This window comes from Paraburkholderia sp. CI3 (genome assembly GCF_050436505.1).
In the GTDB taxonomy this organism is placed as follows: Bacteria; Pseudomonadota; Gammaproteobacteria; order Burkholderiales; family Burkholderiaceae; genus Paraburkholderia; species Paraburkholderia tuberum.
The window spans coordinates 3,228,708-3,252,415 of sequence record NZ_JBNDMI010000004.1 but is presented as its reverse complement, the minus strand read 5'-3'; the positions used below and the strand labels follow the sequence as shown (position 1 = coordinate 3,252,415).

Annotated in this window: 9 protein-coding genes and 1 pseudogene; 4 read left to right on the top strand and 6 right to left on the bottom strand. The window is 62.5% G+C overall.

The window, feature by feature from the left end:
• Positions 1 to 76: 76 nt before the first annotated feature.
• Both OKW29_RS36445 and OKW29_RS36440 read right to left on the bottom strand, forming a co-directional pair.
• On the bottom strand, positions 77 to 2,740 hold the full coding sequence (locus OKW29_RS36445) for a DEAD/DEAH box helicase (RefSeq protein ID WP_429294333.1): 2,664 nt from the start codon (positions 2,738 to 2,740) through the stop codon (positions 77 to 79).
• Positions 2,737 to 9,423, bottom strand: a complete 6,687-nt coding sequence (locus OKW29_RS36440) for a hypothetical protein (protein WP_429295030.1) — start codon at positions 9,421 to 9,423, stop codon at positions 2,737 to 2,739. The genes OKW29_RS36445 and OKW29_RS36440 overlap by 4 nt, the downstream gene beginning before the upstream one ends.
• 3 nt (positions 9,424 to 9,426) lie before the next feature.
• Between OKW29_RS36440 and OKW29_RS36435 the strand changes: the two genes are divergently transcribed.
• A complete protein-coding gene (locus OKW29_RS36435; protein ID WP_429295029.1) occupies positions 9,427 to 9,807 on the top strand; it encodes a hypothetical protein in 381 nt (126 codons plus the stop codon).
• A 177-nt stretch (positions 9,808 to 9,984) separates the two neighbouring features.
• Here OKW29_RS36435 and OKW29_RS36430 read toward each other — a convergent pair.
• Positions 9,985 to 10,266: pseudogene (locus OKW29_RS36430) on the bottom strand (hypothetical protein); the annotation flags it as partial.
• Positions 10,267 to 10,595: 329 nt separating this feature from the next.
• On the opposite strand from OKW29_RS36430, the gene OKW29_RS36425 reads away from it, so the two are divergent.
• Complete coding sequence (locus OKW29_RS36425; RefSeq protein WP_429294332.1) at positions 10,596 to 14,345, top strand: AAA family ATPase; 3,750 nt, start codon at positions 10,596 to 10,598, stop codon at positions 14,343 to 14,345.
• 231 nt (positions 14,346 to 14,576) lie between these two features.
• Here OKW29_RS36425 and OKW29_RS36420 read toward each other — a convergent pair whose 3' ends face one another.
• Complete coding sequence (locus OKW29_RS36420) at positions 14,577 to 15,095, bottom strand: hypothetical protein (protein ID WP_429294331.1); 519 nt, start codon at positions 15,093 to 15,095, stop codon at positions 14,577 to 14,579.
• A gap of 436 nt (positions 15,096 to 15,531) precedes the next feature.
• Between OKW29_RS36420 and OKW29_RS36415 the strand changes: the two genes are divergently transcribed.
• Together OKW29_RS36415 and OKW29_RS36410 are read left to right on the top strand one after the other, a co-directional pair.
• Positions 15,532 to 19,893: a hypothetical protein gene (locus OKW29_RS36415; protein ID WP_429294330.1), complete on the top strand. Its 4,362-nt coding sequence runs from the start codon at positions 15,532 to 15,534 to the stop codon at positions 19,891 to 19,893.
• A 28-nt stretch (positions 19,894 to 19,921) separates the two neighbouring features.
• On the top strand, positions 19,922 to 20,746 hold the full coding sequence (locus tag OKW29_RS36410; protein WP_429294329.1) for a hypothetical protein: 825 nt from the start codon (positions 19,922 to 19,924) through the stop codon (positions 20,744 to 20,746).
• 1,227 nt (positions 20,747 to 21,973) lie between these two features.
• Here the strand turns inward: OKW29_RS36410 and OKW29_RS36405 are convergent.
• Complete coding sequence (locus tag OKW29_RS36405) at positions 21,974 to 22,168, bottom strand: helix-turn-helix transcriptional regulator (RefSeq protein ID WP_429294328.1); 195 nt, start codon at positions 22,166 to 22,168, stop codon at positions 21,974 to 21,976.
• A 145-nt stretch (positions 22,169 to 22,313) separates the two neighbouring features.
• Complete coding sequence (locus tag OKW29_RS36400) at positions 22,314 to 23,579, bottom strand: tyrosine-type recombinase/integrase (protein WP_429294999.1); 1,266 nt, start codon at positions 23,577 to 23,579, stop codon at positions 22,314 to 22,316.
• Positions 23,580 to 23,708: the final 129 nt, after the last annotated feature.

Genomic DNA, 23,708 nt, shown 5'->3' with positions numbered 1-23,708 from the left:
TACCGCTTCATCCTGCATCAGCGAACCCACACTTTCGGTCTGCAAGGGACTTCGCGGTCCCGCAGTGGCGGCCAATTTAGGCACCAGTCCACAGCATTGCCAGTTCCTCAATGTGTAGCATGTCGAACGACGACTCATTGCCTTCGAACAGTGAACCCATGACCGACGATGACTGCGCAACCCAGTCCCGCGCTTCCTCGGCCCAGCCTTCGGGCGCGCTGGCAGGCTCAGGCTTGAGCGCGCAGCCGTTCACGAGCCGCAGCACTTCCCAGTCCTTCAACAGCTTGTACGCGGCCGGCCTTCCAGTGATTCCGAATACGACCCGCCCGCTCGCCTTCGAGCCGCCGGTGACCTTGCTGGATACAGCGATCACACGCACCGGCTCCGGCAAACCGTCAACGAGACAGAAAACGCCGTGAAGCAGAGCGGCCTCTTGCAGCGCCTTCTCCATCAGCGCGTGCCCCACGCCCATCAGGTCTTCAGTCCCCGTCGTGGCCTTGCGGTCGAAGTGCAGATTCTCGTAGCTGCGGCGCATCCGGTGATTCTTCGCCCACTCGTCAGGCGTTTTGGCCCACATGCGCAGACCCTCGACTTTGGGACGGCGCCGGTTGAACGTCAGCGAGCCTTGAACGAAGGGAAGCAGATCCGGCAGATCAACGGGTGGCACGTCCTTGAGCGCGGACAAGTCGAATCCGTCTGCGCGTCCAAAAAGATCCCGCACGGCCTCGAGCGCGGGAGCACCGCCAAGCGTTCCTGTCTGCTCGTCGAACCACGCGTTGAGGCGTTCGGCCGGAACCGTCGCCGCGCGCGAGAACAGCTGGTCGAAAATTTCTGGGCTGCTCATGCCAAGCACCAGTTGCAGCAGGTCTTCCGGTTCGTCCATTGCGGAGCCAACCGCGCGCATGATGCTGGCGAGTTTGCTCTCGAGCTTTTGCCAGATCATCGATTCGACGGTGTCGGGATTGCGCAGCGACACGACTGAAACGGCACACTTCTGGCCATAGCGATTCAGACGTCCGACCCGCTGATGCAGCCGCATTGGGTTCCAGGGCAGGTCGACGTGAATCAGTGCGCTGCATCGCTCCTGAAGATCGATGCCCTCGCCGCCCGCTTCGGTCGACACGAGAAAACGGATGCGTCCCTTGTTGAACGCCTCACACGTATCGTCGCGGCGGCTTTGCAGGGCCGTTGTTCTGCCATCGGGAAGCGTCACCTGTGCGAGCCGATCTTCACCGTTCAAAATGCCGACCGTGTTCTGCCCGAATTCTGCCATCAGCGCTGATACTACCTGTGCCTGCGTCTGCTTGTATTCGGTAAAGAGCAATACCGACTCGCCGTCAAAACGGCGCCGGATGACTTCAATGACCTTCCGGACGCGGGTTTCTTCCCTGACCAGGCGCCCTGCTGCGATCAGATCGTCGAGATAGCGGCCCTCGTCCTCCATCAGCTGAAGCTGGGCGCGCTTTGTTTCGCGTACCCAGGCCTCGAGCGCATCGAACGTCTCATCTCCCTCCGTCTCCGGCTGCAGGTCGAGTTCGTTGCGAGACCGGATGGCTTCGTTCCTTAGCCGCTTCTGACGCGTCTCCAGCGCCGCCAGCACTGCGGCAATCGAACTTGACGCCAGCTTCTGCAGCGCGATCAGCACCAGCATGACCCGGCCTCCTTCCGTCCGATTCAATGAGGATGCGTAGGCGCGCCCTTCCATGATGAACTCGGACATCAGCTTGTAGAAGGCTTCTTCCGCGGGCGTGTACCTGAACGTCTCCGGATACTGTTCGACGGGTTTGAAGAGGCGCTCGCCATGCATGTCGGTGGCTTTCTGCTTGGCGTTTCGAATCAGATAGCGCGGCAGCGCGGCGAGCATCGCTGCTTCGTCACGACTGGGGCCGAACACTTCGCGATCCACCAGACTCATCAGCGACCAGAAGCCGCGATTCTTGCCGCGATGAGGCGTGCCACTGAACAACACGCACGACTCCACCTTGGCCGCCAGTTGCAACTTTTCGAGCAATTCGAAGCCGAGCGTGCGCTTTCCGCTGTCGTCGACATTGAGATGATGCGCCTCGTCGACTATCACCATGTCCCAGGCTGGCGCCTCAAGCAGCCGTTCGTGACGGCCTCGATTGTCCGCGCGCATCGTCGGCAGTGACGCAATGACCGCATCGTGCACTCCCCAGAAATCCGTGCGTTGTGTATCCAGATCCGGTCGATAGATGCCGGCGCGGATGTCGAACATCGATTTCAGGCGCACCTGCCACTGCGCGACGAGATTGGCAGGGGTCAGAATGAGAATGCGCTGCGCCTTGCGGCTGGCGCGAAGCGGCCACAGGATCAGGCCGGCCTCGATAGTCTTACCCATGCCCACGTCATCGGCGATGAGCAGGCGGATCGGCCAATTGCGCAAGGCACGGTGGCAGACCCACAGCTGATGGGGCAACAGCGAGATGCGTGAGCGTGTGAATACACCCCATGCGTTGTTTACTGATTCGATGGCGGCGGCCTGAACCTTGAGGCCCACCTCGAGGGACGACGACAACGCGGCAGCCGGCGTGACGTCCGAAACCGATGCGATGGGGTCAAGCTCCCGGCAGAACACCTGTTCGATGCGCTGTGCGAAGCGGACGACCGCGGTGTCGCCGTCGATCATAAGAACGCTGCCTTGGCCGAGGCCGGGATGCATCACGGCCATGCCGGCGGCGATGGCCGTGTGCGTGTCGCCGGTTCTGAGTGGCGTGCTCATAGCAATTCCCCTTCTTCCGTTTCCCATGCGCCCCGTTCGTCGCGAGTCGTGCTCCATCGCACGACATCGCGCTGCAGCCCCGCGTCGTGCGCGAGCAGGATGAGCGGAATGTCAAAATCACCGCAGAAGCTAGCACGATCGACGTCGCCAAGCTCGTCCACCAATGCTTCATGAATCTTGGCGCTAGTGTCCAACCCAATGTGCCCCATCGCATCGAGCAGGGCGCAGACGGATTTTCCGGGCATGAATGCCATGCTTTGCGCAACCTCCGTATCCAGCACGCCCGCGCGCAGCAGTTCCCGGATCACGAGATGGTGGCCGACACGCAGCGTGCCGCTCAGCGTCGCCGCGTCGATGCCCGAACCGCTGAGCGATGCATCGGTGGCAGGCGTGAGAAGATGCGCTGCCTCCCGCGCATCGCGATACTGCAGACCGCGGAAGAGTTCGACATAGGTCTCGAACCACCGCGCCACGCGATACAACCGCGGAAAACAGTCCATCCACAGTTCGAATTCGTTGCTCACGTGTGTCGTTTCCGCATATTCGCGCAGTATCGCCATCCACTCTTCGGCTGCCGAGTCCGGATCGAGCTGGCTGATCGTGTACCACCAGCCTCGCTGCTCCAGAAAATCGAGGAAGCCGCGGTTCTGTGCATCGCGCACACGGCCAAAGCGCCGGAACACGCCCAAGCTGAACAGGGTCATCCAGGTTTCGCGATGAGTGGGATCATCTGCGAGACGCTGCCTGTCGATCCTTTGCGGCCAGAGTTCGCGCTCGTATTTCGGCAAGTGTTCATCGCGATGCGCCTCCCACCAGTCATGGATGATATTGAAATCGAGTTGCGCCGCCGGGTCGTCAAGCTCGATCTCATCGTCGTCCGCGCCGTCTTGCGAGAGGCCGAGCGATGAAAGCATGAAGCTTCGTGTCCGGTCCGGCAGATCGGCCAGCAACGCGTGTTCGGCATGTAGTCCGGTAATCCACTCGTTTTTGAGCGGCGAGGATCTGATTGCCCGCCATACGAAGTCCGAATTGAGATTGGCCGCTAGCCAGGCGATCGCTGCCTTCTGCCGCTCGACCGTCTCGGCCCCGACGCACCACCGCGCGATCTCTTGTGCGAGCCACGTGCGCCCGTCCAGGTATTCCTGCATTGTTTCCCATGCTTCTGCGTCGGTCTCATAAGCCGTATCTGGGAGAAAGTCCGGCGATGCCAGCCGCCTGAGGGGATCGTCTTCACTCATGCGCGTGAACAGATTGGCAGCGGTTTTCCAGGCGCCCGATTGCGCGCGTAACTGTATCGAAGACAGAGCAGTGCGCCATCCGAGTTCCATGACATTGGTCAGCGGCCACGCCTTGACCACGGCCGCCAGCCTGACGAACTCCTCCGGACTCACTTTGCCGGACGAGCCCAGCGCCTGCGCGACAATCACCCGCGACAACTCGTCGACCGAGGCATCATCGTCGGCGCCCGGGCGGCGTTGCAGCCAGTCGCGCACTTCGCGCACGCACCACGAAACTGGAGGAAACGCGGCGGTGAACGGCGGCCAGCCGAGCAGCGTCGGCAGCAGCGTGTTGAACCGGTCGTACGCGATCGACAGCCGCAGCTGCTCGACCCGCACGAAGGCGGCCAGGCCGGCCTTGAGGCCGTTCGGCACGACCCCGCTGCGAGCGACTACGCGCGAGAAAAGCGTCGACGCAAAGGTTTCAGTCACCCGCGCATCCTGCGATGCATCGTCCGACGGTGCGTCCCCGAAAGCCTGCGACCAGAACCCGTACCAGAATTCCGCCGGGCTCGTCTGCGGCGGCACGGCCAGCTCGCGCGACCATGACGGCCAGTTCTCCCTTGTCTGCGTCAGCAATTCGGTGACGAGCGGCGCCAGGGCATCCGCCAGGCGCGTAGCAATCTCCAGATTTGTTTTCGCGCCGGCGCCCTGAGGCAAGCTTCCACGCCCCGTGTCGATGTCGAACCGTGCGTTGAGGATCAGGCCGGCGGCCGGCATGCCGCGCGTCGGCGAATTGACCCAGATGGCGGGCGCGGGATGCGCGGCGTTACCCTCGAAAGGAACAGGCTGGCCGTCCAGACGCATGGCCATCGCGCCGAACGGGCAACGCAACACGAGTAGGCTGCCGCGCGACAGCCCGCGCGCATGGGGTAGTAACGCGTCGCCGACTTCACACTGGGCGCCGGGCGCTTCGAGCAGACGCTTGGGACGCCAATCATACGTCTCGCCATCCACTTCGACATGCCGAATCTCCTGGGTGAACGCGGCACAGACGCCTGCCAACGCAGCGAATCGCTCCAGCAATCCATTCGCAGACTCCAGACGCAGCGGCAACTCGACGACGGTCGAGCGCAGACTCCCTTGCGTCTGGCGATAGGGCGCGGTGACCAATCTTCCCCCCTCGCTCAGCTCGGCTCGCTGCGGCAGACAGCCCGCGACGATCTCAAAGTGCAGACCGCCGCTTTCGATGACCGGCTCGTCTGACACGAGAAAAACACTCTTGAAGCCAAGCCCGAACTTGCCGGTCAGGCCGTCGTCTTCATCTTTGCCGGATGCGTTCAGCACTAGCATGCGCTCCAAGTCCTTCGCATGATCCTCGCGATATCCGCCGCGCTTGCCCGATGTGTTAATCGGCCGGCCCCAGTGCATGAACAGCACGCTCGTCGCAGTACACGCCACCACGAAGCGGCCGACTTCGGATTCGGCGTATCGCTCGCGCCCTTCGTCGTCCTGCATGGTCTGGAGTTCGAGGACGGCATCGTCTGCGTTCTGCAGCAATTCGAACGGAACGCTCGATGCCTCGTAGTGAAAGTGCTGCAGCTTTCTGCGAATGGCCGTCAGGATGGCGTGCTGCGCCGATTCATCGGTCTCGACTCGTCTCGCCAGTTCGTTGAGCGCCCGAACGAGCCGATCTTCGCAGTCACGCGAGTCGGTGCGCGCGCTCAAGGCGCTCTGACGTTCGCGCCTCGCTTTGTCCAGCAGCTTGATCGCCTCGTCGATCGACGGATGCTTCTTGACGGCAGGCCATTGGTGCACCAGAGTCGGCAGGCCCTCGAGAATTAGACTGCGGGCGACCTCCAGCTCGATTTGATCCGATTTTTCGAACAGGCCCCACAACTCTGTCAGGTCCACGCGCTTCTGGTTGTAGAGATGCTCGAAGAGTTCCTCCGCCGTACGCTGGAGAATCTGCTTCTGCTGCGCTTCGTCGAAGCGGCGCAGGCATTCCATCGGGCGCATGCGCACTTCCACACCATAGCCGCCGAGCCAGTTTAGCTTGCCGGCTAGCAGGGTCGACATCGAATCGATCTCGGTCAGCGGCAAGACAAGCTCGTCACCGGTCAGCGCGAGAACGTGCACTTCAGAGCCGGAGGACTCGACGAATTCCGGTTTCAGGATCGCGAAAGGCTGTTGCGGCGAAATATGCCCGCCCATCCATTCCTTCCGGTTGAGCGCTTTGTCAAAGCCCGGATCTTTCCAGTTCAGGCGCAAGAGATAGTCGCTGTAGGAAATGCTTCCGATCCAGCGCTCGCACAGCGGCCGCGCGGCACTGCCAAACAAGCCGAGCAATGCACCGATGGCCTGTCCGACGTTCGATTCCGCAAGCGGCTCGCACCATCGTTCCAGTGCGGCTCCGAGGTCAGCGTTCGAGTTGCCGCCGGTCGTGGCAGACGCGATCGGCGTCGCGAGCGTGCCATCGTTCTTGATGACGAGGTCAGACAGAATCGGCAGCGCTTCCTTGTGCAGCTGGCTGGATGCATTGATGCCGAACGCACCGGCCACGAGTTCCGATGCCGCCCGCCAGGTGCCGTCTGCGGCAGGCAGGCGCACCGCCGGCAACCGGCTCCTCAGTTCGTCGGGAGAAGCGCTCCTCGCCCATTCCCGGAGATAAATCAACCCCGCCTCCAGCACCTGCGGGCTTTGCACCTGATCCGCGAGTTCGGCCAGCACCGCCTCCACCCGCGCGACAGGAAGCGACTGGGCAATCTCGCCAAGCAGCGTCGCGGCATCCGTGATACTGGTCGCACTCGCGGCCTTGTACAGGACGGACCACGCAGGCAAGGACTGGAGCGATGGCAGCACGCCGCGCAACCGATCGAGCGCGCCAGCATCGAGCCTTCCCGCGCGGCCGACGAAATAGCCAGCATTTCCCATCATTTGCGCCAGCACGTCGAGCGCCTTGACGCCCGACGGCACGTGTTCCTTCAGCTGGTCGAAACAAGGATGATCGCGCACCGCGCACTGCAGATCGTCAAGACTTGCATAGGCGTACTCGCATTCCGCGGCGAGCGCGCTCAAGTCCATGCGCATGGTGTCGATGCGCACGAGACTGGAATGCGCAATCGTTCCACCGGACGCGAGCGGCAGCCAGGACACATCTGTCCACGCGCCCGAGATCTCGCCTTTGCCGAGTAGCGGCAGCAGCTCCATCAATTCGGACCAGAAAGCTGCCGGTGCCTTCGAGTTCAGCAGTACGCGCCCGGCCTCGGCGGCTGACCAGGAGGGAATGCACGCATGCTGGCGGCGCTTGTGCGCTTCATCCTCCGACTCGACGATGAATCGAAGGCCGTGCTCGAAACCGGGCGGCAGCAACGGTTCACGTCCGAGAAAACAGTTGTGTGCGGTGCCGAATTCACGCCGCTCATCACGATGCAACGGCAGGTTCACCCAGACAGCTTCGTCCTTGATGGCGCCGAGCAACATGTCCAGGTCGGAATCGGAGAACTGCTTCGCATCGACGTCGTCGAAGTGGTCGAGACGCCTGAGATGCTCGGTGACCGTCTGCTGATCCACCGGCCTCACCTTAAGAGCGAAGCAACTGTGGTCGGTCAGGTGGCGGCTGAGCGTGACGTCGAGCACTTTCCAGCTATCGGTTTCCACCATGCGCCAAAGCCGCACCCAGGGACCGTCCTCTCCGGACGGGTCTTTCCAGAGCGATTCGTCCGATCGGAACTGCGCAGCCGAGCCGTGCAGCAGATAACGCACGCCCTCGCGCACGGGCGCGATCGTCAAATCGGCGTCCGCGTCCGCGACTCGCCTGAGCAGCGGCGTGCGTTCGGCGGGCTTACCAAGAGCGGGCGCCACTGCTTGCATCCCGATGGCGCGGAATATCTCCGTCGCCTCATTGGTCCGCGGCACTTCCCGTTTGCCCGAATCATGTGCGGACCGGACGAGTTCCCCGACGAACCGGCCGACGACCATCGGGCCGAGACCCGGCACCGCACGTGCGAGCGTCGAGGTCAGGCCGAGCTTGTCGATGCCGTCCGCCGTCCGGAACAGCAGATGATGGCGATGAAGATCCAGCAACGCATTGAGCGAGCAGGCAACTTCGGCGGCGTCGGCTGCATTCGTCGCGCGTAGAATGCGCAGGCGAGGCCTGCGACGCAGCAAATCATGCTGCGCTTCCTCGTTCGGTCCGCCGGCTCGGATGAACGCGTCCGCCGCGTCGAGGCAGGACGCCATGTTGACGCCTTCCTCGATCAGCGCGCCCAGGCATTCCAGCCACTGCTGGACATCGGATGCCGACGGCGCGCCGCCCTCCGGTGCGAGATCGGCAGGAATGAGCAACGCATCCGTCCGGGTGTCGAGCAGGCGCCGATAGATCTCTTCCGGCAACGCGCGCCGGGCATCCTTGTCGCGCGCGCCGATACCAAAGCGCAGCGACGGCCGCAGAAGCCCGGTCACTTCCTGAAATAACGCGCGGTTATTTCGCAGCTCGGCTAAGTGCAAACCGCTCAGCGCGCGACGCAACGCCACGACGAGACGAACCTGCACATGCTCCATCGCGAGCGCCACGCTTTCATGCATGCGCAGAAACTCAAGCAGGTACCGGAGTTCGACCTCCCCGGCGAGCGTCGCGGCCGGAATTTCGTCAATGACGCGGCACACCGAGTCCTCGTCCCATTGCGGAACGGAATCACTGATGCATGGCGCCGTCGCGTCCGGAAAGACCGCGCCGCCGAGAGCATTCAAACCGGGAAGCGCGCGCCACGGACGCCCATGATCATTGTTGAGCGGCCTTGGCAGCGGAAGCAGCCTGTCTGCCCCTGCGACAAGAAGCTTCCACTCCGGACCACGGGGACGTAGCACGCGCGCCCAAGCGCGTTCGCGACACACGTGCGAGCCGAAAGTGGCGATGAATCCCTCGCCGTGCGCCCCAGCTCCGTTGGGGGCGCAACGCGTCAGCGCGTAAGTCAGATCTTCGATCGTGGCGTCGTCGAAACATTCGGTACGGACGTATTCGTCGAGCGCGGGCAGGAGCATCGGCAAGACGACGCGTTGCGCCAGGGACTGATTCCAGGCCAGTTGAACCGCAGACTCCGTGCTCACGTCGTTCGTCTCGACGACCGGGGCGGTGATCTGTTCAATACCCTCGATACCCCGCCGGCCCGCATCCACGAAGAACTGACCATGAAGCGCGATGCTGTATTCGCGCGAGCCGCCTGGAATCGCCGCCTGATAGCAGAATCGCTCTTCATCGGTAGGCAGGAAGACGGCCCACTGCAAGGACAGCTTTCCCTTGCGGCCATCTGCATGCGCAAACGCCACCGCGCCCTCCGGCTCGCCCTTGTCTCGCACCGATGTTCTGCGTCCCTGTTCGACGATGGCATTCGTCTTGGGCCAGCCCCTCAATTTCTGGATTCCTGCGAATGGTGGCTCGCCGATAAGTACCGCCTGCCTCGCCATGAAGTGCAGGCGCTGCTCCTTCGGACCGCCGTCATCGACCGTGCCGGAGATCGTCAGGCCATCCGTGCTGTGATCGAGACGCCGCGCGCCGTCGGCGAGATCGATCCGCAGACCGAAGGGCGGGCGCGATGCCGTTCCTGCGAATTCGACCGAGCGCAGACATCGAAGCATCGGCAACAGGCCGCCGATGCGCCGGTCCACATCGGCCTGGGTGATGAAATCCAGATCCCGTCCGGGATCGTCGCCGGGATAGCGGTCGATGATGGGCGCCGTGAACGTTCCGTCGACCTTCGGCACATGATTGACGCTACGCAACGGCACCCACAGCATGAACCAGCTCTGCCCCGGCTGCGCGAGTGGGCTCGTCCGTGCGATGTCGTTTAGCGCCCGCACGTCGCGCTCGGTGCAGTTTTCCCATGCCGCGTGCATGGGCAGGGAATGTTCCTCATCGAACCACGGGTTCAGGATTTCCTGATAACCGCGCTCACCATCGCTCGCGACGTAGAAAAACGCTTCGCAAAGATGGAAAACGCTCTTCATGCCAAGCCCGAACTTGCCAATCGCGCCGGTCTCCGCCGCCTTGCTGTTGACGCCGAACTTGGTGATCGCGCGCCGGTCCTCGGCTTTGAAGCGACCGTTGTTCAACACCCACAGCGCTGGCCCTTGAAGAAGCGGATGATCGGCCGTTGCGGCCAGACCATCGTGATAACCGAATATCAGCGACGTCGCGCCGGCGTCGTCGGCGTTCTGGACCAGTTCCTTGAGGATTGGAAAGCCCGACTTGTATCGGTCCCGCAGGTTATTGGAAATCAGGTTGACATAGTCTGTCGTGAATCCCGCCACGTGTTCCCCCGGTGATTCAGTTTTCTAATTGATGGTTCTCGCCGCCGCATTCCATGGTCGAACGCAGCTTCTCTCATGCGTCGTCGACCGGGCATTTCCGCTCCCGATAATATGTGACACTCTAGCGCGACATCGCGATTAATGTGTGGAGCAGCGAACATGTTTTTGCGCTTTCCCGACTCGCATCTGAAAGCGGACCGGACGACGCTTCCGGCAGTCTTGTTTAGACCGCATTTTTGATCGAATTGAGCTTAAAAAGCACGCCTGATCAGCGGTCGGCAACGACTATCGGCTGATAAAATTCTTGGACCAAAAAAAGGGAGAATCCGATGGGCACCGTGCGTAATCTTTCCATCCGCGTTCCCTGGCATGACGATGCTTGGAACGGAAACGTTTGCAGGGACCCGCTGGGCAATAGCTCCTGCATCGCGGTCAAGGTCGTGGCCGACGGACGCAAGGACGCATTTGAAGCGCAAGCGGCCGGCGAGTCGTTCAATTCGCTCGCGCCGGACACCCTTCCTCCCTGCCTCCGCTCGAGCGGATCGTTTCTCAGCCCGCACGCGCACGTCTTCGAAAGTGTCATGTCGTATTCGAGATGGAGTCAGGACCACAAACACATCAAGCCCCGTTCGATTCACGTGCCCGCATGGGGCGCGCTGACCATTCCCTATCGCTGGATGCTAAAGGAAAGCGGCTTCTCTTTAGCAGAAGAGCTGGGCCTGGATTGCAGCCGCGAGCAGGAACCCGGCAAACCGGATTGGCTGGAGAACACGAGCTGGATTCAAGGTTTGGACAATCAGACGGCGATGCTCGAAGCATTCGCGAATCCGCTCGTCGAAAACGAGAGCCTCGTGCTGTTCTATGCGACCCGGACGCCTTTGAGCGACAGCGAACGCCGTGTCCTACTAGGCGCGGCGCTCTTGTCTAAGAAACATCAACTTCAGGAGTACAGCTACGCCGGAGCGGGCCCCGACGCGCTGCGGACGATGGTGTGGGAGCGCCCCGTCCAGCACACCCTGCGGCAGGGACGCGACGGTCATTTCAGCGGCGGCTTCGTGATGCCTTATCACGCACTCCTTCGTCACTGCGCAGACCATCCCGAGATCGATCCCGCCGATTTCGTCGCCTACGCCCCGGACGATGTGCGGATTCAGTTCTCGTATGGCAGCGAGCATGTCACGCACGGCGCGGCCGCCGCGGCGCTGATGTCGGCACGCCACGCGCTTGAGCGCATCGCCGACCTGCTCGAAGGGCCGTGGGAAACCTACATCGAATGGATCGATGCCCGCCTGAGCGAACTGTGGAAAATGAACGGCCCGGCTCCCGGACTCGGCCCCGTGTTGTCGGCCTTTCATAACGGCTTCAGCGGCACGCTCTTCGCCATTGCGCTTTCCGACGAACTGCCGGTCAATGCAGACCCTTGGCCTGCCATCGATGAAATTTTCTCAGGTTCGCGCCAGGCGCCCGCGGGATCGCCTGCCGTCACCGGCATGCTTCGAAAGCGCTGGACGCACGAGAAGTCGAAACACTTCCGGCTTGATCTTCTCAAGCTGCTTTCCCGATTCGAACTGACTAGGGAACAGGCGAAACGCGCGCTCGAAAAAGACGCCGAAGAAATCGTCCACAATCCGTATCTTTTGTTCGAACGGGACCGGACGGAGGGCGATCCCATCGCGTACGCGACAATCGATCGGGGCTTGCTACCGGGCAAGGAAGTAGCGGCGGCTCATCCGCTTCCGGCTTGCTGCAATCCGGATTTGGGCGAGTATGACAACGAGCACCGGCTCCGCGCCGCCTGCGTCGAGCTTCTCGAAACAAGCACGGCGCGCGGGCACACACTGCTTCCCGCCTCAGAACTCGCCCACTACGCGGATGAACTGGATGTCGTGCAGCCGGTCCCACTGGATGCGGAAACAATTGAAATATGCAGCGGGAGTTTCGAACCCGTGGTGAAGGTGTCAGGCCAGGGAAAGAACGCGTCAGTGCAACTGGAGCGCTACGTCGCCACCGGCGCGTTGCTTTCGACCGCCGTGCGCGAGCGGCTGCAGAACAAGCCCCAGACAATCGAGGTCGACTGGCGCGGTCTCGTCGATAAGACGTTCGGCGCCGCGGCCCCAGATAATGTCGATGAGCACCAAGCTCGGACCGAGAAAGCGCTCGCACTCGAACGAATCGCGGCGAATCGGCTCTCAGTCTTGATCGGGCCTGCTGGTACTGGGAAGACGACCGTGCTCAAATTCCTCCTGAGCCGTGCGGACATCGTCGGATCACGGGTTCAGCTTCTCGCGCCAACGGGCAAAGCCCGTGTGCGGCTGGGCAAGGAAACGCAGCAACTTGGAACCGTGCAGACGGTCGCTCAGTTCTTGCTGGAAAGCAGATACGACGCCGATACCGGACGATACTTCATCAACAAGGATGCACCCAAGGTCACCGCGACGACCTGCGTCGTCGACGAGTCGTCGATGTTGACCGAAGATATGCTCGCGGCCATCGTCGACGCCTTGCCCGGCAACTGCCGTCTCATTCTGGTCGGCGATCCCTACCAGTTGCCGCCCATCGGCGCCGGATGCCCTTTCGTCGATATCATCGAATTCCTGCGACGCAGCGGATACGGCGAAGCGGTTGCCGAATTGCAGACACCGCGTCGAACGAGGCAGGACGGTACGAACGTGCCTGTCCTGTCCCGGTCCGACGTCCAGCTCGCTGCCATCTTTTCCGGCCGCAATTTGCCGCCCGGAGAAGATGAAATCGTGTCGGGCGTTCTCGAGGGAAAGGACGACGAACACGTCAGATTCCGTCGCTTCGAAGGCATGAGCGAGCTGCCGGAGCTGATCGAGTCGGTGCTGACGGAAGATCTCCAATGCAGCCGGGCCAATTTGACCGCCGCGCTCGAACTCTCGATGGGCGCGACGCGCGACCAGAAGGGCTATCTCAATTTCGATGCGGGATGCTCGAAGGGCGTCGCAGGTTGGCAGATCCTGAGCGTCAACCGCAACGGTCCCGGCGGCGCTCTTTTTCTGAACAGGCGAATCAAGGAAGGGCTGCGTGCCGGGCGGCTGAGCGATACGCTCAACTCCCGAAAGACGCCTTACTTCAAGGAATGGTGGCGTTATCCCAAGCCGGGTGGTTCAGAGCAGATCGTCTACGGTGACAAGGTCATCTGCGTGCGCAATCACAGGCGCAAGTCGTACGTCTATGGCGGCTCCACCAATGCGAGTGCGGAATTGCTCGCGAATGGAGAGATCGGACTCGTCACGGGGCAACGAAGCTGGGGCAAGCGCGCTTCTCGTTTTATTCATGTGGAATTCGAAGACCGTGGCGACCGCAACTTCTCTTTCTCAGGGCGCGACTTTTCCGAGGACGGGCAACCCAAGCTTGAACTGGCCTACGCGATCACGGTCCACAAGGCGCAAGGCAGCGAATTCGACACCGTGATCCTGGTGCTACCGGCTCACAGCCGACTCGTTTCGCGCGAAATGCTATACACGGCGCTGACTCGTCAGAGCAAGCGGATCTGGATTCTTCATCAGGGCCCGTTCGAAAATTTCCTTGCTCTGCGTCATCACGTATTTTCCGATATCAGCGGCCGTTTCACGAATCTGCTGAGCGCCTTCGACTTCCGCGCCGCCACGCCTCCGGCGAACGTTCCACCTGGCCTCAAGTCCGCTCAACGCCGTTTTCTCACCGACAAGCTGATTCATCGCACGTTGCGGGGGGATATGGTGAGTGCGAAGAATGAGGTGGTCATCGCCAACATCCTTCACGGATTCGAGAAGGACGGGTTGCTGCGCTACGAAGTGGAACCAATGCTTCCATTCAGCGAAGGACGCGGCCGCTGGGCAGACTTCCGGATAGAGTCGCAGGGAGATATCTGGTATTGGGAACACTGCGGTTTGCTGAGCGATGACAACTATCGGAAGCGTTGGCAGCGCAAGCTGGCCCTCTATGCGGCCAACGGCTTCTCGGAGTATTCAGAGACGAATCCGGGAGGACGTCTGATCGTCACGCGCGATGGCCCCGAAGAAGGTCTCGATTCCGTGCACATCGACGCGCTTGCGCGCCGCGCGTTCCTGAAGTGAATCCGCCCTGTTCTCGTTGATGACGAGAGCACCATCGCGTTGAACGGCTTCGCTCCCCAGCCCGTTCAACGCGAGATCCCTCACCTCTCGCGATATTCACTAAAGTCGCAAATGATGCTGCACAGTCAGGATCGTGAGATGGTGCACCTAATCTCACCGGTTACGCGACCATCTCACTGCCTTCGAGCGGACTGTCGGGCGAGGCTCTGTCGATTCCATTCTCCGCGCGGTTCAGGGGAATAAATGAGGGACAACAGCTCCGACTATTGACCCGATAAGCGCGCCTACTGCACTGGCGAGTGGAATCCACCAGCGTTTGTCCTTCTGGTGCTCAAGGGCACGCGAGTGCAGATTAACAGCGGTGTCGATCAACATTTTGATGTCGGATGCTGTCAATGGCAGACGTGAGATTTCACTTCGGCGAAGGGCGTCCAGGGCGTAAAATTCGTCTCCCGAGATTTCCCCTCCGGCGCGAGGATCGTATCGCTTTCGAAACTGCCGCCGCCAGACGAGTGACGCCTGTTCGCGAGCAGAGTCCAACCTAAAGAACTCAGGGTGTTCCAAGAACACCTTCCTCCATCTTTCCGCCTGTTCCAAATCGGCGGATATACGATCCGCCCATTCTGCAAAGCTCAATTTATAGTAACCGTAAGTGGCCATCACCTGGATGGCAGCGATGACATCGGCCAGCCTGTTGGGATCGCTGAGATATGGCGATAGTGCGATTTCTTTTATAAAGGGAGTGCGCATCGCAGTCGGAATAATTGTCGTTGCAAGCGAATAGGGGAGAGCGAACTCTAAGTCTACAGCGGTGCTCTGCGGCCTGCGACAGCAACGGCTTTCCGACACGACTATTTTGTGGCCCAACGCATCCGTCAGCTTCTAGAGTGTTGCGGCCGTTGCAACCGCAAGTTTTGCCGCTCTCAGAACGGCAGGTTGTGGCCGAACTGAGTCCGACAGCGTCCGGCTCAGTTCGACCCTTCTGAGTCATTCGGAAATCGTAGATGCAACGGCCGCAATCCGCGGCCTTAATGCGGCCTTTCGCAGTAGCGTTCCTGGCAGACAAGCTTCACGACCGCCAGCCAGCCGCAAGGAACAGCAAGTTGGAAGTAGCAGTCGTAGCTGAAGGCTGCCGGCACATTTGACAACCGTTAAGATGGTGACTGGTTCATCCTTGCATCGCGAAATGTCTGAGACCTTATCAAATCCCAAGCAAGCGCTGTCGCCGCGACGCTTCGATGGCACGCCGCCACAGGCCAGTCCCGCCGCCGCCGGTCCGGCTGGCGCTTTGCTGGAGGGGCACGTTGGCGCCCAGTACCTGTTGCCGCTTTTGTCGGGCGGCGAGGCACGCGGCCTGCCTGGCGTCGTGGTCACGGGGGTTGCCTTCCAGCGGGCGAGTCTGGGCCACTCGATGGATGACGTGATTGTCACCGGCCACGACCGGCGCGGAGAGCCGGCGACGCTGGAGATGCAGGCCAAACGCACGGTCGCCTTCACGGCGAGCGACGCGGTTTTTGCGGACGTCGTCGCGTTGGCCTGTCGAGCCATGCGCAAACCGGACTTCCAGGCGTCGCGCTACGAGTTGGCCGTGGCGATTGCACGCACCTCGACAGCCATCGAGCACTACGTCCAGGAAACGCTCCGCTGGGCCCGCGAGTATCAGGACCCGGTGACCTTCTTTGCCCGACTGAATCAGCAAAAGGTCGCGCACCAAGGAATGCGCGATTTCGCCTCGGCATTGCGTGGCCACATGGCGAAGACGGGAGCCCAGCACGAGGACGCCGACGTGTGGCTGCTGTTGTCCCGGTTTCAGGTGCTGGCTTTCGACTGCGAACAGACGGAATCGGCCTGTGGACAACTGGCCCGCGAGCGTTGTGCGATGCTGTTGGCCCCGCAGGAGGCTAGCCGCGCGGCAGAGCTATGGGACACGTTGCAACTGATAGCGTTGGAAACGGACGCCAAGGGCGGCGATCTGGACCGTGCAACGCTGGTAGATCGCTTGACCAGCGAGCGGAACTACCGGTTCGCCGGGGATCGCCGTTTGCACGGCGCGCGCGAGCAACTCGCCGAAAATGCGCGTAACGCGCTTGCGACGATCAGTACGCGAGTTGGCAAAACGACGATCGACCGCACGGGACACGTGGATGCGGCCCTGTCCGCACTTGAACATGGCCGCTACCTCGTCATCCAAGGCGCGGGCGGGGTTGGTAAGTCCGGCGTCCTGGTGCAGATGGTCGAGCGTGTCCAAGCCGAATCGCGCGTCATCGTGGTGGCTCCCAATCGTATTCCCGGAGGTGGATGGGCGGCGTTAAGGGCCCAACTTGGCTGCGACGCCACCGCCCGGGAGCTGCTCACCGACCTCGCTGGCGACGGTGGTGGGACGCTATTTATCGACGGCCTCGACCGCTTCGACAGGCTCGACGAACAGCAGACCGTCGTGGACCTGATCAGCGCGGCCGCAGAGGCTAGCGGATTCCGCGTGGTCGCCACGGCGCGCCCCGACTTTGACGCGGATGCCGCCGCCTGGCTGCCGCCTGCGGCCCTTCAGAGACTGGGCGTGGCACCGCCGTACCTGATTCCCGAATTGACCGACGACGAGGTGGTGGACTTGCGGCAGGCGGACGCAGCCCTCGCCGCGCTGCTGGCACCCGGGCATTCCGCCAAGGCCATCGTGAGGAACTTGTACCGCCTCAACCGTCTCGCGCGCAGCGTGCAAGCGGATGCTGCGACGCCTTTCAGCGAGGCGCAGATGGCCTGGCAATGGTGGGAGACGGGCGACGCGGCGAGTCGCGGCGCAGAACGCCTCGAGCGCAGACGCCTGTTGCGGGCCTTGGCGATCCATTCCATCGCCTCGTCCGACCCGATGGACGCCAGCGCGGCATCCGCCCAGGCTGTGACGGGCTTGATCGAAACAGACTCCCTCCGGGCAGTCAACGCGATTCTGGTCGAGCCTGCACACGACGTCTTGCGCGACTGGGCGATCGGCTGCCTGCTGTTCGAGGAGCCGGAGCGCGCCAATGCACTAGATATTGCGAGAGCGGCGCCGATGCGACTGGTGCGCGGCGTAGAACTCGCGGCACGGCTGCACGCGGAAACTGCGAACGGCATGGCGGGGTGGAAAGTCCTGCTGGACCGGGTTAGTAAGCCCCAAGCCCACGGCTCGTGGAAGCGTGCCGTCCTGCTGGCACTTGCGCGCTCGGAGCGCGCACACGACACGCTGGAGGGCTGTCTACCAGCGCTTTCGGCCGACAACGCGGCATTGTTCGGGGATCTCATTCGTGCCGTGATCACGGAGGACTCGCTGCCGGCCGCTCCATTGTGGGCGGCAGCTGGCGTGGACGTGACAAAGCTACCGGCCGATTTCGTCGCGCCACGGGGACCGTCCTGGCTCAATCTGCTTTTTTGGTCGCTCAAGCTCGGGGGCAGGATTCCCCACGGTGCGGTGCCGCCGTTGGTCGATCTCTACAACCGGTGGTGCAGCGTGACCTTTGGCCTCGATCCGATATCGCCGTACTTGGTTGGGCGACTGTATGCGTGGCTCACCGACGTCGAGTCGAGGAATCATCCGGCCGTCACAAATATCAGGGCCCGCATGGCCGCCATGGATGCGCCCGGCTTGTCCATGACTGCTGCTCAGGAGGAGGACCTGCGAACGGCCTTCCTGCTGTGGTGCAAGCTGCGTCCGGACGACGCGGCCGCCTATCTACAGGGATGGCAGGCCCATCCACATCGCCACGTCATATTCCGCCAACTGATTTCGTTCCTAGGCACCGCACCCCAGGCGGCGCCCCGCGCCGTGGCAGACCTCTTTCTGGCAGCCTTGCCCGAAGGGGACGACGATCGCGACCGCGATCTTCCGAGAGAGCCGTTTTCTTACTGGAGCGCGGATTTTTTCCCGGCCTCGCCGGCACGAGCGCCGTTTCTCGGCCTGCTGGAGGCGAACCCGGAGGAAGGACTCCGCCTGATCCGGGCCCTCGTCGCGCATGCCATCCAGTACCGGACCCGCGGTCGTCCGCGTGCCGACGATCGGATTGACGTCGTGCTGGCCGCCGGTCCACGTTCGTTCCCATGGCAGCGGTCGTACGCGTGGTCGCGCGCGCACGATAGCCAGATTGTGGCGTCGGCCCTGATGGCGCTGGAGGCCTGGGCGCACCGGCGCATCGAAGCCGGAGAGGATCCACAAGCCGTCATTGACGACATACTCGGACCGGAGGGCTCCCCGGCGGCGAATCTTCTCGTCGCGGTCGACGTGATGCTGTCGCACTGGCCCACGACGCGTGACTGCCTGGCACCGTTCGCCGCATCGGCCGAGTTGCTGGCGCTTGATAGGGAGCGGTACGCGCACGACCTCATGGGCGACATGGGGCTTAACGCGTGGGTGCGACCGGAACCGGCGGGCCCGGTGAGGTTGCAGGATCTGCGCGCCCGCCGCTCTCGCCAAATGGCGCTTGACGACATGCTGGCGCATTTTGGCGTCAACGGCCCTGCGGAGACACGAGAAAGCATGTGCCAGCGCCTGCGTGAAGCGGCGGAACGGCTTGGTCCGCCGGAGAGCGGGAGCGACCCGACTGACCCCGCATTCGCTGCCATGAGTGCGTTGAATCTGTTGGACCCCGCCAACTATTCCCGCACCGAAGGTGAGAACGGCACGAGGATCACCTATCACTTCCCCGCGCAGGAAGCGCAGCTACGCGTCGGTTTGCAGGAGAGGGCCAACCGTGGCAACGCCGACCTGGCGATGCGCGGAAGAATGATGCGCGCGCTCACTGAGCCACCCTGTTCCTCCGAACTCCTAGGGGAGGGCGTGGAATGGGCCATGCTCCAACAGGTTGATACGGTCGCTGGGGATGACGACGATCAGAAATGGAACGGTCAGACACGACTCATCGTCGCAGCCCTGGTGTTGCGCGATGGCACGCCGGCATTGAGAACTCAGCACGGCGAGTGGGCACAGGCGTTGCTGGAGGAGGCGCAAGGGCAAACAGACGTCGGAGGAATGGTCCACCAGCTGCAGTACAACCGGCGAGCGCTCGCGGCTGTCGGCCTGTTGGCGGCCTACCGTGCCGATCCTCAGTCGACGATACTGGAACGCCTGCTTCACGTGGCTGTCCAGCACGATACGGGCATGCCGGCGGTACTACGCGCCGAGGTGGCGGCGCAGCGATCCGTGCCGCCGGCATTGCTACGGTCGCTGATGCGCTTGGGCCTGAACTCGACGATCTACGCTTTGCCAAACCATGATGCAGTGGATTGGGAGAGCGTCGAGGACTATCGTGCCCTTCGCGAGGCGCAGGAACATGCCCGACAGGATGCAGAACGTGACCGGCTGCAAGCTGCGGTCGTGGCGGAACTGCGATGGCTGTCGGGCAAAGGGGATGAGCCTGGCTGGCCGGATCTTCCGGAGCCGTTGTCCCCGAAAGTGCGTGCCGGGATCTCGTTGGGCGTGCCGCGACGACAGCGAGTAAAGCCCCCCCCCGCCACGCGAGTACGCGCTGGACTCGAGCGCGGCGGCACATTGGGTATCGCTCGCGAAAGACCTTTGGCATAGGGCCGCTCCCGAGCGGTTGCGCGGCCTGGTGAATCACTCCTGGGCATGGACGGCAAGCGCGAACGGTGTCGGGTGCAAAAAGGATGAAGAGCCTGGCGAGCGCCCGCATGAATGGAACGATGCGTATTTCGCCGCAGCGACCGCTGCGGCTGCCACGCTTGGCAGTTCCCTCGTGAGCGAACTGGTCCTCCAGCGCGTCGCCCAGTTGCCGCAAGATCGCTTCCTCGATGCCACCACCGCAGTCCTGCATGAGCTCGACAGACGTTGGCTGAACGATGAGCTCGTGCTGGATTCCACAGTGTTAATGGCAAGGGAGACACTGGCGTCGCGTATCAGGGAATTCTGGGCGTGGAAGCGACTCACCTCTGAATGCTCCACTAGCGCGGAAGTGCATCTCACGGGCGCACTTGCCGCGCTGTTCATGGGCGAATACGAGATCGGGAAGGGACCGCGCTGCTATGTCGTGCCGCGTGGGGCCAAGGGAGCGGACGTCCTGTTGCCGATGCTCACGCGACTGGCCGTAGAAGCCGCGCCGTCCACCTTCGTCGCCCTCGCCATACTTCGCCTGCTTGAGGTGCAGCCGCAAGTGCATCGACTGACGTTCCTTGCGCAAGTGGTCAGCGCCTGGTGGAGGGCACAGGGCGCCAACACGGAATTCTGGAACGGCTACGGCATCGGGCGTCGGGTATGCGACTGGGTCGAGAAGGCCATCCTAAACGCGCCGGTACCCCGGGAGGTTCTGGATAGCGCGGAACTGACGTCCATCGTGGATACGCTGATCCAAACGGGCACGCCACTGGCGCGGATCCTTGACGAGAAGATTTCGGTACGACGGGATGGTGTTCAAAGCTAGGTGGCGAGGCTTTCTCACAACCGGTGTCGAGAAATGGCGGGGCGCGGAAAGCTGAGAGCAATGGCGGCCCGGCACATTCAACCAGGAATATGATGACCTGGCGGAACAGAAGGGAAAGAAAACGAAAGCATGAGTTCGTCAGGACCGAAGCAGCAGAAGTCCCCACCGCCGGGACCGCCGGTGCGCTTTGCCTACGACCACAGCGAGAAATTCGCCAGCAGCCACCTGCGAAGCCTAGCAAGTCGAAGTAACTGAAAGAGAACCAGCAGGAACGCACACGCTCGCCAACCCGACGCGCCACCGCCGCCAGGGCCGCCTGTGCGCTCTGAAAAGAGGGACTCTGGTCCGGCGGAGAAGCGGTAGCCGAACGGCGGATAGCTGCATCTGCGTTAGCCGACGCTGACCGCCTACCGCTACCGCATTCCTGGTTCCCCAAACCTGCGAGCACTAGAGTCCGACCTCGCCGGCCTGTGAAGGGCACCGATGCTTCGGGCGCCGCCGACCAGGCGTGGGCCGGCTCGGTCGCGTTGTGGTGATGCGCATGGAGTTCGCCACCGGCTCCTACTTGGCGTCCGTAAAGCCAAGCGTTTGCCGGAGCTACTAAGGCTCTTCCCGACCCACTGTGGTCGCTCGAACATGCCGCTTTTCCAACGGCAGTTTCCCGGGCGAAGCGGTCGTTTGAATGGCGCGGTCGGGGCGACATCGTATGTCGCTTCCTGGCCGAAGCCAGTCCGCTAGCGGGTTCTTGCCTCTTTGGGCCAGTGAAGATCGTGCTGAGAACTCACGTCGTCGCGGAGGTCATGGTCGAGGCTAATTTTCTGAAGGTCCTTGGTTTTGAGCAGCCTTATAGTCTCGCGCTAAGCCTCGCCGGAACGTCCACTTCTTTCCGCCGGAGGGTGCCGCGTTACCCCTGTTACCTCCGGACTTGGCGCCAGTCGTGCTCGGCCAGTTTCCGCCGACGAATCCATTGCCTGCTGGCCGCGGCCGGAACCGCCCCCCTTCGAGCCGCTTCCCGCGACCCGGCCGCCCGCTGCTTGCCCACCTTTGCTGCCGGTGCTCCAGCTATGGTTCACCTCCATGAACATTGCCTGCGGGCCACCGCGGTAGCAGTGGCCTGACACACATCCAAGGTCTTCGGCACCATACCGTCAAAGGTCAACATGCCTGCCTGCGAAACTATTGCTGCGAGCAGGCTGCTGGGATCCGGAACCTTCCGGGTTCGCCGTTTCAGAGCACACCGGGCACACCTTCAGCGACGACGCGCTGAATCTCGCTGGCGCGCCACGCAACGCAGCGAGGCCCCAGAGAGACGGGGCGCGGAAACCGCCCATTCTTCACTCCCGCATACCAGGTTGCGCGCGAAACCGGGATCAGCGCCAGCACTTCCGGAAGGCGCAAAAGAGAGTCCTGCTGAATCTGCATGATGCAATCTCAGGAGAAAAACGCCCTTGTGGATATTGCCTGAATCCATGAAGGGTTCATGGACAATGCGGCCTGAACAGTATCCTGTGGGCCGCCGGGCAGGGCTTGCCGGCGGCTGCCGTCGGGTGGCGGTCGGGCGAGGTGTTTACCGACCTTCGCGAGAGCCCACGAATACCGCGGGCGAAACCGACGCCCCGATCTCGCCGCCGTCGCGCAACCGGTCCAGATAGTCCGCCCATTGCTGCATCATCCGCAGCCTGTCTGGAAGAAACCTGGTGCGGTTGTAGGCGACCCCCAGCGGGTCCGGAACGCGGTGCGCCAGCTGATGCTCGATCACATGAGGTGCAAACCCCAGCGCTTCGTGCAGTATGGTCCGGGCCATGGCACGGAAACCATGCCCGGTGTGTTGCGCACGGGTGCTGTATCCCGCCCGGCGTAGGGCGGCATTCACCGTACCGCCAGACATCGGCTTCGTCTTGTCAGCCACCCCGGGGAAGACGTACCCATACCGTCCGGTGAGCGGTTGCAGTTCACGCAGGATGGCGATGACCTGCGTCGCCAGAGGAACCATGTGAAGACTACTACTGGACGTGACCGAATCCCGTTCCCGTTTTTCCGGGATGTAGTTCCACTCGCCCTTGTTCAGGTCGATGTCCTGCCAGCGCATCGTCCGCAGTTCGCCCGGACGACAAAAGACGTATGGAGCAATCGTCAGGGCGCATCGGACCGGGAAGGTCACCCGGACCGCATCCATTGCGCGTAGCAAAGGCCCGACCTCTGCCGGATTGGTGACGGCAGCAAAGTGACCCGGCGTCGCCGGTGCCAGCGCGCCGCTCAGGAACGTGGTCGGGTTGGTTTGCGCACGACCGCAGGCGACAGCATAGTTGAACACCTGCGAGCAGTTCTGTTTCGCCCGGTGTGCGGTGTCCCTGGCGCCGCGGTCCTCGATGCGTCGCAGACACGCCAGCACCTCGGGTGCGGAGATGTCCGCAATGGGCCGCTTGCCCAGCCACGGGAAAATGTCGTTCTGCAGGCGCGCGATGACCCGCTCGCGGTGCGACGTCGCCTTCGTGGACATCATCCGCTCGAACCACTCGCGGGCGACAGCCTCAAAGGTGTTCGCGGCATTCGCCAGCCGCGCGGCCTTGGCCGCTTTCCGGTACGCGCTCGGGTCGACGTCGTCGGCCAGCAGTTTGCGCGCCTCGTCCCGCCTGGCCCGCGCATCCTTCAGCCCGACCTCGGGGTACCGGCCAAACGAGAGGCGGTTCTCCTTCCCGTCAAACCGGTATTTCAGTCGCCAGAGCTTCGACCCGCCCGGGGTCACTTCGAGGTACAGACCGCCGGAGTCCCACACGCGCTGGGTCTTCCCGGCAGGCTTGACGTTGCGGATCGCGACCTCCGTGAGCAGCACGGAGGCCCGGCGACCGCGCGACTCACGTACGGACGTGGGGAACTCCAGTTCATGAGGAGTGCACACCATGGAGTCATGCAGTGTCTGCATGTGACTGTCTCCCAAACAAACCCTTGGAGATATGTCCTT